This is a genomic window from Denitrobacterium sp. (assembly GCF_056180635.1).
The window spans coordinates 1-13165 of record NZ_JAZZJS010000069.1; the positions used below are offsets into that span (position 1 = coordinate 1).

10 protein-coding genes are annotated in these 13165 nt (G+C 61.2%); 4 read left to right on the forward strand and 6 right to left on the reverse strand.

Features of this window, described 5'->3' with window-relative positions; genetic code table 11:
- A partial coding sequence (gene rpoB, locus AC04P6_RS06070; RefSeq protein ID WP_475565724.1) for a DNA-directed RNA polymerase subunit beta occupies nucleotides 1-3057 on the reverse strand: 3057 nt, incomplete at its 3' end.
- 287 nt (nucleotides 3058-3344) lie between these two features.
- Between rpoB and AC04P6_RS06075 the strand changes: the two genes are divergently transcribed.
- The 3 genes from AC04P6_RS06075 to AC04P6_RS06085 are packed head-to-tail and all read left to right on the forward strand — an operon-like array spanning nucleotide 3345 to nucleotide 8570.
- The gene (locus tag AC04P6_RS06075; protein WP_475565725.1) at nucleotides 3345-7349 is read left to right on the forward strand and encodes an MSCRAMM family protein; all 4005 of its coding nucleotides are present in this window, start codon (nucleotides 3345-3347) and stop codon (nucleotides 7347-7349) included.
- 23 nt (nucleotides 7350-7372) lie between these two features.
- Nucleotides 7373-7894: a hypothetical protein gene (locus tag AC04P6_RS06080; protein WP_475565726.1), complete on the forward strand. Its 522-nt coding sequence runs from the start codon at nucleotides 7373-7375 to the stop codon at nucleotides 7892-7894.
- Between the two features lie 31 nt (nucleotides 7895-7925).
- On the forward strand, nucleotides 7926-8570 hold the full coding sequence (locus tag AC04P6_RS06085) for a hypothetical protein (protein ID WP_475565727.1): 645 nt from the start codon (nucleotides 7926-7928) through the stop codon (nucleotides 8568-8570).
- Between the two features lie 11 nt (nucleotides 8571-8581).
- Here the strand turns inward: AC04P6_RS06085 and AC04P6_RS06090 are convergent, their stop codons facing one another.
- Both AC04P6_RS06090 and rlmB read right to left on the reverse strand, forming a co-directional pair.
- Nucleotides 8582-9094 carry an NYN domain-containing protein gene (locus AC04P6_RS06090; protein ID WP_475565728.1) on the reverse strand — a complete coding sequence of 171 codons (513 nt, stop codon included), beginning with the start codon at nucleotides 9092-9094 and terminating at the stop codon, nucleotides 8582-8584.
- An 85-nt stretch (nucleotides 9095-9179) separates the two neighbouring features.
- A complete protein-coding gene (gene rlmB / locus AC04P6_RS06095; protein ID WP_475565729.1) occupies nucleotides 9180-9926 on the reverse strand; it encodes a 23S rRNA (guanosine(2251)-2'-O)-methyltransferase RlmB in 747 nt (248 codons plus the stop codon).
- Nucleotides 9927-10050: 124 nt separating this feature from the next.
- Between rlmB and AC04P6_RS06100 the strand changes: the two genes are divergently transcribed.
- Nucleotides 10051-10515 (forward strand): metallophosphoesterase family protein, encoded by a 465-nt coding sequence (locus tag AC04P6_RS06100; protein ID WP_475565730.1) that lies wholly within the window; start codon nucleotides 10051-10053, stop codon nucleotides 10513-10515.
- A gap of 7 nt (nucleotides 10516-10522) precedes the next feature.
- Here the strand turns inward: AC04P6_RS06100 and AC04P6_RS06105 are convergent, their stop codons facing one another.
- Genes AC04P6_RS06105 through AC04P6_RS06115 form a run of 3 tightly spaced genes read right to left on the reverse strand, consistent with a single transcriptional unit; the run spans nucleotide 10523 to nucleotide 13164 of the window.
- Entirely contained in the window at nucleotides 10523-10711 is a 189-nt protein-coding gene (locus AC04P6_RS06105; RefSeq protein WP_475565731.1) for a hypothetical protein, read from the reverse strand.
- A 4-nt stretch (nucleotides 10712-10715) separates the two neighbouring features.
- Nucleotides 10716-11768, reverse strand: a complete 1053-nt coding sequence (gene mtnA, locus AC04P6_RS06110; RefSeq protein WP_475565732.1) for an S-methyl-5-thioribose-1-phosphate isomerase — start codon at nucleotides 11766-11768, stop codon at nucleotides 10716-10718.
- Nucleotides 11761-13164: an NAD(P)/FAD-dependent oxidoreductase gene (locus AC04P6_RS06115; protein WP_475565733.1), complete on the reverse strand. Its 1404-nt coding sequence runs from the start codon at nucleotides 13162-13164 to the stop codon at nucleotides 11761-11763. The genes mtnA and AC04P6_RS06115 overlap by 8 nt, the downstream gene beginning before the upstream one ends.
- Nucleotide 13165 lies beyond the last annotated feature (1 nt).

A 13165-nucleotide genomic window follows, 5' to 3' on the forward strand; every position in this document is an offset into this window, starting at 1 on the left:
GAGGCTGTAGGGGCCAGTCGAGCGAGCGTGAATCTTGTCGTCGACCATGTGGCCGAGTTTCAGGATGTACGGGAAGCCGACGGTGATGGGCTCGCGGAAGGGCTCGCCGGTGCGACCGTCGTACAGCGTGGTCTTGCCGAACGAGTTCAGCTGGGGAACGAATTCCTCGCGCGCCATATCGCCGTACTTCTTGCGATGGATGTTGATGAGATTGCGGTTGGCCTTCTGGATGACGTCGGCGATCTCTTCCTCGGTAGCGCCGTCGAAGACGGGCGTGGAAACGAAGATGGAGTGATCGATGGCCTCGTCGGAGTTCGCCTCGTCGGACCAACCCCACTTGGCAGCCCAGCCGAGGTGGCATTCGAGCAGCTGACCAACGTTCATACGGGAAGGTACGCCCAGGGGATTGAGCATGACGTCGATGGGGGTACCATCGGCCAGGTACGGCATGTCTTCCACGGGAAGGACGTTGGAGATAACACCCTTGTTACCGTGACGACCAGACAGCTTGTCGCCCTGCTGGACCTTACGCTTCTGGGCAACGAACACGCGAACCTGCTCGTTTACGCCGGGGGCGAGCTCGTCGCCGTTTTCGGCGCTGAAGCGCTGGATGTCGATGACGCGGCCGCCGGAGCCATGAGGCACCTTGAGGCTCGTGTCGCGAACTTCGCGGGCCTTCTCGCCGAAGATGGCGCGCAGCAGGCGCTCTTCAGCGGTGAGCTCGGTCTCGCCCTTCGGGGTGACCTTGCCAACCAGAACGTCGCCGGGGTGCACTTCGGCACCGATGCGAATGATGCCGTCGGCGTCGAGGTCGCTCGTCATATCCTCGCTGATGTTGGGGATTTCGCGGGTGATTTCCTCGGGCCCGAGCTTGGTGTCGCGGGCGTCGACTTCGTATTCGCTGATGTTAATGCTCGTGAGCAGGTCTTCTGCGACGACGCGCTCGGAAATGATGATAGCGTCCTCGTAGTTGTAGCCTTCCCAGGGCATGTAGGCGATCATGAGGTTCTGGCCAAGTGCGAGCTCTGCCGTATCGCAGCTGGGGCCGTCGGCGAGTACGTCGCCGGCCGCAACGCGGTCGCCCTTGCGGACGATGGGCTTGTGGTTCATGCAGTAGCCCTGGTTGGAGCGCTGGAACTTGGGAACCAGGTACTCGTCGTATTCGCCGTCGTCGGTGAGGACGTTGATGACCTCGCCATCGACGTAGTCGACAACGCCGGGGTTCTGGGCGACCAGAATTTCACCGGAGTCGACCGCGATACGGTGCTCGATACCGGTACCAACGAGCGGTGCATGCGGGTTGAGCAGGGGCACGGCCTGACGCTGCATGTTCGAACCCATGAGGGCGCGGTTGCAGTCGTCGTGCTCGAGGAACGGAATGAGCGAGGTAGCGACAGATACCATCTGACGCGGGGATACGTCCATGTAGTCGACCATATCGACAGCGACTTCGCTCGGGTCACCGAACTCGCCACGCGAGTTGCGCGTACGGGCGAGGATACGGGTGGAGGGAACGAACTTGCCGTCGACCTTGCGGCCGAACACGCGCGTTTCGGGATCGAAGGGCTCGTTGGCCTGCGCGATGGTGTGCTTCTCTTCCTCGTCTGCGGTGAGGTACTCGACGTCGTCGGTTACCTTGCCGTTTTCGACGCGGCGATACGGCGACTCGATGAAGCCGTAGGAGTTCACGCGACCGTAGGTAGCCAGCGAACCGATAAGACCGATGTTCGGGCCTTCAGGCGTTTCGATGGGGCACATACGACCGTAGTGAGAGTTGTGAACGTCGCGGACTTCGAAGCCTGCGCGCTCGCGGGACAGACCGCCCGGGCCCAGAGCCGACAGACGGCGCTTGTGCGTGATGCCTGCGGCGGGGTTCGACTGGTCCATGAACTGAGACAGCTGCGAGGAACCGAAGAACTCCTTGATGGCAGCCACGATCGGGCGGATGTTGATGAGGCTCTGCGGCGTGATGTCGTCGGGCTCCTGCATGCTCATGCGCTCGCGGACGACGCGCTCCATACGGGAGAGGCCGATGCGGAACTGGTTCTGGATCAGCTCGCCCACCGTGCGGATGCGGCGGTTGCCGAAGTGGTCGATATCGTCGGTGACATAGCCTTCTTCACCGTCGTGCAGCGCCACGATGTAGCGCATGGACGCGAGGATATCTTCCTTGGTGAGCGTGGAGGAATCGTTATCGGAGTCAAAGCCCAGCTTCTTGTTGATCTTGTAGCGACCAACGCGTGCGAGGTTGTAGCGCTGCTGATTGAAGAACAGACCGTCGAGCAGCGTGCGGGCGGAATCGATCGTAGGCGGCTCGCCCGGACGGAAGCGCTTGTACAGCTCGATGAGCGACTCGTCACGCGTGGTGGCGGGGTCGCGGTCGAGGGTACGGAGCACCATTTCGGAATCGCCGAGCAGCTCGACGATTTCCTCGTGCGTTTCGGCAAGGCCGAGAGCGCGAACGAGCAGCGTAGCGGGCTGCTTGCGCTTGCGGTCGATGCGCACGGAAAGGATGTCGCGCTTGTCGGTTTCGAACTCGAGCCATGCACCGCGGGAAGGAATGATCTTCGCGTTGTACACGGTCTTGTTGCTCGTCTTGTCGCGTTCGGCGCCAAAGTAGACACCAGGGCTGCGGACCAGCTGGGAAACGACGACGCGTTCGGTACCGTTGATGATGAACGTACCGCGCGGGGTCATGAGCGGGAAGTCGCCCATGAACACGTCCTGTTCCTTGATTTCGCCGGTTTCGAGGTTCGTGAAGCGAACTTCGGCGAACAGAGGAGCCTGATAGCTCACATCCTTGCGCTTGCACTCGTCGACCGAGTACTTGGGCTCGCCAAAGCTATGCCCGCCAATCTCGACGCGCATGTCTTTGGTATTGCTCTCGATGGGGCAAATGTCCTTAAACGCTTCGTCGAGGCCCTCTTTCGTGAACCAATCAAAACTTTCCGTCTGAATGGCGATGAGGTTGGGCACGTCCATAACGGACGGAATCTTCGCGAAGCTTCTGCGGCTCCTATAAAGGCTGGTGGGAGCGGTTGTTTCTGCTTTCGCCACGGGGCTTTTCCTCCTTAAAGAAAATCCGTCTTTTTGCAAAAAGTTGCAACGAAATAGAATACTTGCCCCGCTGTCAAGAGTCAAGAAATATTTTTTTAAGCTATGGAATTATTCTGGAAAGAGAGACTCGATGCAATACATCCGAGCCTCTGAGCACGCAGGGCATTATAGCGCATGCCGCGTGCTGTTCCAGTGCGACTTTGCCGCGACTTTTCTGGCATCGATGCGTTAGAGCGAACGCGCACCGTGAGTATCGCGAACGAGCAATCACGGTGAAAGGAACTCGCATGAACGCACGCGCGGCGCTTCGCCTTCCCGCACGCATCATACTGGCCGCCATTCTGTCGATGGCGCTCTGCTTCCCTTCCGGGGCGCTTCCCCACCTGCGCTCGAAGGCATACGCGAACGAGCTCTCGCGATGCGCGCACGAGCCCATGCGGCAATTTCTGGAAGAGCACGCCCGAAACGACAGCCAGCCCCTTACCGAAGGAGCGGCTCATCCGATTTCCAGCCTTCTTGCGGGAACGCAGGGCGAACTCGTGCAGACCGACGCGCGCGTGTTGGTGAAATACACCCTCGTCGATGCGAACGCCATATGGGATGGCTTCACGCTCGATGAGGCATTCGATGCGGGCGACGACTCCCTGCTTACCTACGTCCTCGCCCAGCAGGTATACAGCATGCCCGCATACCGCACGCCAGATGCAAGCGACAGCTACCTGTGCCTGGCGTCGGCTACGCCGATTTGCGGTGGTGACGCCATCGTCGATGCCACCTTTGCGCATGGCGACGATACGGGCACAATCGTGGAAGGCGCCTCGTTCGACTACGAGACGGGCATCGCGTACGTACCCAAATCGGTGCTGGACGACGAGGGGCAGATGCAGCTTCAGCTCGTGGTCGCGCACGACCCGCAAGACGACCTTACGCGCGGGCACATAGACGTACGCATAGACAACCGGTCCGAAGCAACGGCCCTGTTCGCGGAAGGCACCATTGCCGCGCCCCTCATCGACACCAGCGTGCGCATCCCTCTCGTGAACGAGGAAACCCGTGCGCTCATCTCCGCCGACGACCTGGAAGTGCGCATCAATGGCGCGCCCGAGCCCCTGCCGCGGAGCAATTACTCCTACGACCCGTCGGCGGGCGCGCTCTGCGTTGCCGGCAGCCCCCTGTCGATTGCATCGATCGACGTGCGAATAGCCAGCGAATGCGGCAAGGCATGGGGCGCAAGCGGAGATGGAAAGGGCATTTCGGGAGGCTGGCAGTGCATTCCGAACGTGAAGCTCACGGACTTCGACGCAGGCGCGTACCGCGCAGGCGACCTATGGGATTACACGGGGCAGACGAACTACACGCGCATCGACGAGCAAGGCGACCTGAACGCAGCGGAACACCGGGCGGCGAAATGGATTACGCAGTATGGGTATCGCATCAAGGCCGTGGGAGCAAATGAAGACGACGAGCTCTACGACACCATCAAGAATGGCAGCACGCTTGACGACGTAGACGCCGCGCTCTACAGCGGCTATACATTCGGCAAAGACGGCGAAGCGGGCGTTTCCACGGGCTGGAAGTATATGAGCTTCTGCACGTCGCTGCCCGTAAACGGGTGGAAGGGCAACAACGATGCAACCGCACCCGCATGGGCGTACAGCATCGGCACTCAGCTCTGCGAGAATAATCGCTCGCTCTACTGGAACAACGAGACGAACGCGTTCATCTACCCCCTCGTCACGCTCCTCTGCTGCCATGCTTCGGCCCCATTCCGCGGGGCGGTGGCCACAGGAGAAATCGTCGCCGGCAACAACTACAACGACGACACGCCCATCCGCATGCGCCTCATGGCCGTCGCCAACGACTACATCGTTATCGGACTGGTTACCCCTGGCTATAAAGGGTCCACGGGCGGCAGCTCGCTCGGAGGCGGAAAATACCAGGCGGGCGCGGGCATGTACAAGATCGCCATCGCGCCCAAGGGCAGGATAGAACTCCAGAAGGGCTCGGCAAACAACGCCATCACCAGCGGAAACGGATGCTATTCCCTACAGGGCGCCGAATTCGCGGTCACGGACGCTTCGGGAAGAAACGCAGCGACGCTCGTAACCGACGCACATGGATACGCCCGTTCCCCCGAGATTCCCTGCGGAACGTACACGGTGCGCGAAACGAAGGCTCCTACGGGATACGCCCTGAGCACGAAAGCGTTCTCGGTTACCGTGAAGGCGAACGCCACCACGCGCGTTGGCGGACAAGCGGGCATCGTAGCCGACGAGCCACTGGGCAACCCCATCGATTTGCTCGTGCGGAAGGTCGACGCCCAAGCGGGCAGCAATGCGCAGGGGGAAGCGTCTCTGAGAGGGGCTCGCTTCACCGTGCGCTACTTCGCCGGCTTCTACGACGAGGGCGCGCTTCCGGCAACTGCCACACGCACATGGACATTCGAAAGCGACGAAAACGGCGAGGTGCACTTCGATGAGAAGCACCTGAAATCGGGTGACGCGCTCTACCGCGACGCGCAGAAGCGCCCCGTCATTCCCCTGGGAACCATCTCCATCCAGGAAAGCACCGCACCACCAGGCTACACGCTTGAAGACGGCACGGGCAAAAGCGCGCCCGCTCGCGTCACGCACATAAGAGACAACGGAGCCCAAAGCACTTCCTCCGCCGTGAATTGCTATGCGCCCTACGATCAGCCCGATAGCGTGCAACGCGGCGACTTCCGCCTCGTTAAGAACGTGGCCTCGGAAACGGGCATCGCCGAGCTAGCCCGAGGAGTTCAATTTCAACTATTCAACGAGAACGACCAGGCAGTCGCAAAGCCAGGCGTGCAAGGAGAGCTCGCGGCACACGGAGAGGAAGTCTGCACGATTACGGTAGACGAAAACGGCCTCGCATCCACGCGCAATGCCGCGGCGAACGGATGGAACATCCCTCCCACCTGGTCAGGCGCGCTCGCCTATGGCACCTATCGCATCCACGAATACATCCCCAGCGACGTGCGAGACGCATTCGCCGAAGCACATGCGGGCGCTACCATGACCACCGTCCCCGACTGGCGCATCGCCATCACGGCCGACAAGCAGTACGACGCGCCCGCAATCGTAACCGACGGCGTCCCCCAATCGCCCCTTACCATCCAGAAGATCGACGGGGAAAGCGGCAAGCCGATACCCCTCCCCTGCACATTCGAGCTCTACGACCAAAGCGGCCAAATCGTTACGCACGAAACGCATTACCCGGAGCATGCCGTCATGAGCAGATGGACGACAAACGAATCGGGCGAAGCGACGCTGCCCATGATGCTGCACGACGGCAACTACACGCTTCGCGAGATCGAAGCACCTTGCGGATACGCAATCCTAGGCGACCCCATTCCCTTCACCGTTGATAGCCAGACGCGAAGCTGGGACAACCCGATTATCGTCACCGTCGAAAACGCTCCAGCGAAGGGGAGGCTTCGCCTTACGAAGAACGACAGCGAAACGGGAGCGAACGTCGCGGGCGCACGCTACGATGTTCGGGCTGCAGCCGATATAGCCACGCCCGACGGCACCATCCACGCACATGAAGGAGATGTCGTCGCGCAGCTTTCCTGCGATGAGGAAGGGATGGCAGAGTCTGACGAGCTGTATTTGGGCTCGTATCTTTTCTACGAAACGAAGGCACCCGAAGGTTACGCGCTCGACCCAGATGAGCATCCCGTCGAGCTAGCACAGGCCGACCAGACGGCGGATCTTGCAATCGCCCATGCCACGACAAGCGACAACCCCACGTCGCTTCGTATCCTGAAAACGTGCTCAGAAACGGGGCAGCCGCTTGGAGGCGCCCACTTCCTGCTCGAACCGCTTAGCGAACAGGGCGATGCCATCGAACTGGAAACCGAAGCGAACGGCTTCGCGTCTATCGAGCGGCTCGGCCACGGAGCCTACCATCTTCGCGAAACGCACGCGCCACCTGGGTGGGAGGTCAGCGAGGACGCGGCTCTGGGCTGCGACATTAACGTCGACGACCAGGGATTCATACACATAGCGGAATCGGAAGGGGCGACGGAGGATACGACGATCTACGTCGAAGACGAGCCCATACCGCCCGAAGCACCCATCCCCGAAGAACCGGCAAAGCCCGCACAAACGCCACGCGCCTCCCCTCCCACCAGCGATGACGCACCCGCACCGCTCTGCGCGCTTGCGGCGGGATTGGCGGCGCTCACAGCGGCAACGGCAATTGCCGTTGGAGCGCGACGGAAAGCGGCCGCATGGCAGAAGCACCCGAGAAAGGCAAGGCAATGAGCAAGAGGGCAAAACGCATATGCATGGCAGGGTGCATCCTCCTGGGAATCGCGCTGCTTCTATGGGCCGGCGTCATCGCATGGGACGCAACGCCCATCAGGGCACCCAACCCTCTTGCGGGACAGACGGACGGAAAACGCGTGACGGAACGCAATCACGCATCCATCGGAGGGTCGACCACATTTCAATCGCTCGGCGAAAACGACGCGACATGGCAGGCCAACCAGACGACGCAGCACATCACGCTTGCGAACCCACGGGGAAACAGCGTGGACATGGCACCGCACATCCACGTCGACCTCGACGGAAGCGGGTCATTCGAAGACGACGAATGCGTCTTCAACCCAATAGAGCGCGATGAGGCAGGCAACGTTACGAACTGGGGGCTTTTCATCGCCCCCGGAAAGCAAGTGGAAACGATTTCCCTCTGCCGCCCCGTACCGGAAGGCCACTACGCAGCCCAGCTCTCGTTTACCGCGCTCGACGTAGTCACGCATGCGGAAACCAACCCCATGTCATTCGAATTCACCCTAGACGCTTACTAAAGCGAAGCGTCAACTCAGATAGGAGCCACATATGAACAATCGCATTGCACGAAGGAGCCGCACTCTGGGCCTGGCGGCCATCGCAACCGGCCTTGCCCTCGGGGCAGTTCTGCCACCCTACGCACTTGCGGAAACCCCGACGACGCAATCCCCTTCCACCCAAACGTACGATTCGGAGCGAGGAGGCTGGTCGAGCGACGGACAGGCAAGCGCTGGCAACATACGCATCACCTACGACACCACGCAGGGCACGTGGGAAGACCCGGGCGCCGATGCATCGGACAATGGCGACAACACCTCGCACCAGAACGGCTCCTACCAGGTGATCATCCCCACGTCCATCGTCTACTCGAACATGAACGTCGGCGAAGTGAACACGCGCGATTCCTACGAGGTCGTAGTGCGCGGCGTTATACCCCAATACAAGGTCGTACGCGTAAGCGCGGAAGAAACGACGAGCATCAACGGAGGCGACTGCTACAGCATCACGGGAACGACCGAGCAGGGCAAAACCGAGTGGAACCCGCAAGAGTGCTTCGGCGGGCTGAACGAAGATGGGAGCCTGCGCGGGACGGCCAGCACCGACACGCTATCGCTGACGGGCATCGTACGCAGCGCAAACACGCTCAACGGAGTGATTAGATACACATCGAGCCTGGAAAATCAGGGGAAATAGCTGAAGGGCAGCTACATCGAATCGCGAAGTCGCTCGAGCTTGCGTAGCGTTTCCGCATTGATGCGCCCCGCAACGGTATTCTTGCGGGCAATGGCGGGGCCGGCCTCCTCGCGCGTTTCCTCGTCGAGCAGCTCGGCCTCGCGGCTGAAACCGTCGGCGCTCATGCGGTCGACGCCCAAGCCGAACACGGTATCCTGAATGGTCGCATCGCTGGTGACGACCATAACTTCCCAGCCGCGCTCGCGCGCATCGTGGGAAATCTTCTCGATCACGGAATCGGCACTGCGGCCCGCAGGACTAAACACCACGCGCACGCCGCCCACGCGCTCCTCGCGCCCTTCCGATTCGCTATTCTGCCCGGCATCGAACACCACGACCGCCTCGCGGTAATCGCGGCCCATATAGGCGATGACGTCGTTGATGAGGGCTTCGCGGACGCGGTTGAGAACCTCGTACGTGAAGTCCTCCGCTTCGCGCAAATGGCGATACCGGCTTCCGCTGCGAAGGATGTTATACCCATCCACGATGAGAATTTTATTGCGATGCTTCACTTCTGCCCCCACGCACCCTCATGCGATTAGCCCCGCCATCAGCAAGGCCGCAAACACGCTACTGATTCTGCCTCAGCCATTCGTACATGATCGCCGTGGCGGACTGCGCAACGTTCAGCGATGCCGTCTTCCCCACCTGAGGAAGCGCCGCAAGGAAATCGCAATTGTCCTGCGTGAGACGCGCGAGGCCCTCGGCTTCGTTGCCCATGACGAGCACGATCTTGCCCTTCATGTTGCTCTGCCAGATGGTCTGTTCGGCCTTTTCGGACGCACCGGCAACCCAGAAGCCGTTTTCCTTGCAGCGCTCCAGAGCCTGCTTTACGTTGGCCACCTGCGCAATGGGCAAATGCGCGATGGCGCCCGCCGAGCTCTTGTACGTCGCAGCGGTTACGCGCGCAGAGCGCTTATTCGGGATGATGATGCCAGCAGCGCCCACCACTTCGGCGGAACGGGCGATGGCGCCCAGGTTGCCCGCGTCGGTGATGTGGTCGAGCAGGACGATGAGCGCGGAACCGTTTCCGCGCTTCGCCTGGCCTTCCGCATGCGCCAAGATATCGGAAAGGCCGGCATAGGGGAACGGCTTCGCCTGGGCCATAACGCCCTGATGGCTGCCACGTTCGGAACGCTTGTCGAGCTGCGCGCGCGGAACCATGTCCACCTTCACGCCCGCAGCCTTCGCCTTGCGCAGAATGTCCTGCACCAGGCCATCGCGCTGGGCGTTATCGGCCAGAAGCACGCGCTCCACGGGCACGCGCGTACGCAGCGCCTCGATGACCGGTCGTTTGCCTTCGATGTATTCAGCCATGGCGTCGTGCCCACCTTTCGCTCAGCGCATAGGGATTTTCTTCCTTCATGAGGATATTACGGTATCACGCTACAATACCGCGTAAGAACGATGACGCAAAAAGAGCATGGGAAGAGGCCCGAGCATGAGGATAGGCATAGTCAGCGATTTGCACCGGCACGTACCGAAGTCGCTTCACGACGCGCTGCAGGGGTGCAGCCGCATACTCTGCGCGGGCGACGTGGAACGCGAAAGCGTGCTCTGGGAACTGCAGACCATCGCCCCCGTTACCGCAGTGAGCGGCAACAACGACTGGTCGCTCGACCTGCCCTTCAGCGTTACCACCACCGTCGAGGGCGTGACCATCTTCATCGTCCATCGCCCCGAGGACATTGGCATCCCCGCCAGCAACATCGACGTGGTCGTCCATGGGCACACGCACATCCCCCGCGACCAGATGATCGGCAACGTACGCTACCTCAATCCGGGAAGCACCAGCAGGCCACGCGGCGGCAACCCCGCAAGTTGCATGACCGCGCTCATCGCAAACGGAAAGCTGCTCGACGTGGAACTCGTTGAGCTCGAACGCGACGAAGGCGGATGGTGGTAGCCAGTCCCTACCTCCCGCGCTTCGATTCGCGATACGCGAAAATGCCGAACGCCACGGCGCCCAGCACCAAGGCGACGAGCGTAACCACGTGCTTGAAATCCCACGCCTGATACCCAACGAGCAAGATGCCCAAGGCGAACAGCGCAAGAGCGCCGCATATGCCGCAGGCAAACATGAGGTAGCGAATCTTATCCATGGCGCTAGCCTTCCAACACCCGCGCAAGGCTCTCTTCGAACGGAGCGCGGCAAATACCCTTTTCGGTGACGATAGCCGTAATGAGGCTATGGTCGGTGACGTCGAACGACGGGTTGAAGCAGGGAACTTCCTTCGGGGCTACGGGCCGGCTGAAGAACATCGTCTTGATTTCGTCGCCCGCACGCTCCTCGATGGGGATATCGGCACCCGAAGCACACGCGAGGTCAATCGTGCTAGATGGGCACATCACGTAAAACGGCACGTCATAATGGCGGGCGATAATCGCCAGGCCGCTCGTTCCAATCTTGTTCGCGGTATCGCCATTCGCAGCCACGCGGTCGCACCCCACGAAACATGCCTGCACCAGACCCTTCGACATCACGATGCTCGCCATGTTGTCGCAGATGAGCGTAACGTCGACGCCCGCCTTATGCAGTTCGTACGTGGTAAGGCGCGCGCCCTGCAGAAGCGGACGCGTTTCGTCGGCGAACACGTGGAATTGCATGCCGCGTTCGACGCCAAGAAGCATCGGACCCAACGCCGTTCCGTACGAGCTCGTTGCAAGGGGGCCGGCATTGCAATGGGTGATGAGACCCCAGCCATCCTCGATGAGCGACAAGCCGTATTCGGCCATACGCTCGCACATGGAGGCATCCTCCGCCTGAATGGCAAGGGCCTCGGCCTGCAGCGCGGCAAGGACGTCTTCCCTTCCCTGCCCTGCGCTCGAGGCAAGCACGCCCCGCATGCGCGCAAGAGCCCATCGAAGGTTCACCGCAGTGGGCCTGCTGCTTTCCAGATACTCGGCAACGGCCGTCATGCGGCGCGCGAACGCATCGTCGTCAGCATGCGCGGGTGATTCGTTGCGTGCGATCTGGGCAAAGGCGAAGGCGGCAAAGATGCCGATTGCGGGAGCCCCGCGCACGCACAGGCGCGCGATGGCGTCGTGGCATTCCTCGGGCGTAGAAAGATGCAGGTACGTTTCCTCGTTCGGAAGACGCGTCTGATCGAGAACGCGCACGCACGTGCCACCCAAATCGAAGTTCACATTGCTATACACGTTCGCCTAGCTCCTTGCCCATGAGATAACCCATTACGCTCGCCATCATCAGGCCGCGCGTCCATCCGCTCGAATCGCCCAGGCAATGCAGCCCTCCGACGTTCGTCGTGAACGACTCGTCCATTTTCACGCGGTTGCTGTAGAACTTCAGCTCCGGCGAGTACAGAAGCGTCTCCTCGGCAGCGAAACCAGGCACCACCTCGTCGACGGACTTCATGAAGTTCAGAATGTTGGTCATGGCGCGATACGGCATCGCGCTCGTGATATCGCCCGCCTGCGCGTCGGGCAGCGAGGGGCGCACGTTGGCACGCACGAGCTCCTCGGGCCAGGTGCGCTTGCCATCGAGAATGTCGCCGTAGCGTTGCACCAGGATATGCCCCGCACCAAGCATGTTCGTGAGCTCGCCCACCTTCTGCGCGTACGAAATGGGCCGGTCGAACGGCTCGCGAAAGTTCATCGAGCAGAGAATGGCGAGGTTCGTATTGGGCGATTTGCGCTCCTTGTACGAATGCCCATTCACCACCGCCAGGCCGCCGTCGTAATTCTCCTGGCTGACGAACCCGCCCGGGTTCTGGCAAAACGTGCGCACCTTGTTGCGGAACGGATTGGGATACCCGATGAGCTTGCTCTCGTAGAGCACGTTGTTCACCGTTTCCATGACCTCGTTGCGCACCTCTACGCGCACGCCGATGTCGACGGGACCGGGCTCATGCGCGATGCCGTATTCGCGGCAGATCCTATCGAGCCAATCGGCACCGCGACGCCCCGTGGCAACCACCGTGGAGCGAGCGCGCAGCACCTCCTCGCCGTGCTGTGACGAAGCGCATATGCCCTGGCATGTGCCGTCTTCGATGAGAAGGCGCGTGCACTCGCATTCGAAACGCATTTCCACGCCCGCCTCGAGAAGCGTCTTCTGAATGCGGCCATAGAGGCGCTGAGCCTGTTCCGTGCCCAGATGGCGAATGGGGCAATCGACGAGCTTCAGGCCGGCCTTGATAGCGCGGCGGCGAATATCGGCCACTTCCCGCGTAGCCCCCAGACCCTCGACGCGCTCATCGGCGCCGAAGGAGAGATACATGTCGTCTACCAGGGAAATCGCATGCTGCGCACGCTCTTCCCCGATAAGCTGGGGCAGCTTGCCCCCTACTTCGCACGAAAGAGAGAGCTTGCCATCGGAAAAGGCGCCCGCGCCCGAAAAGCCCGTGGTGATGCGGCACGGCTGACACCCAATGCAGCGGCCAAAGCGTTCCTTCGGGCAGCTGCGCTTCTCGATGGGCAAACCTTTCTCGACCATGACGATGCGCGCATTCGGACGCGCTTCCAGAAGCGACAGCGCGCAGAAGATACCCGCGGGCCCAGCGCCCACGATGATAATGTCGTATTGAGATTCGGACATG

Excerpts from the sequence above, each read along its gene's own strand:
- AC04P6_RS06075 (WP_475565725.1), top strand. The coding sequence starts at position 3,345 with ATGAACGCACGCGCGGCGCTTCGCCTTCCCGCACGCATCATACTGGCC.
- AC04P6_RS06080 (WP_475565726.1), top strand. The coding sequence starts at position 7,373 with ATGGCAGGGTGCATCCTCCTGGGAATCGCGCTGCTTCTATGGGCCGGC.
- AC04P6_RS06085 (WP_475565727.1), top strand. The coding sequence starts at position 7,926 with ATGAACAATCGCATTGCACGAAGGAGCCGCACTCTGGGCCTGGCGGCC.
- rlmB (WP_475565729.1), bottom strand. The coding sequence starts at position 9,926 with ATGGCTGAATACATCGAAGGCAAACGACCGGTCATCGAGGCGCTGCGT.
- AC04P6_RS06100 (WP_475565730.1), top strand. The coding sequence starts at position 10,051 with ATGAGGATAGGCATAGTCAGCGATTTGCACCGGCACGTACCGAAGTCG.
- AC04P6_RS06105 (WP_475565731.1), bottom strand. The coding sequence starts at position 10,711 with ATGGATAAGATTCGCTACCTCATGTTTGCCTGCGGCATATGCGGCGCT.
- AC04P6_RS06115 (WP_475565733.1), bottom strand. The coding sequence starts at position 13,164 with ATGTCCGAATCTCAATACGACATTATCATCGTGGGCGCTGGGCCCGCG.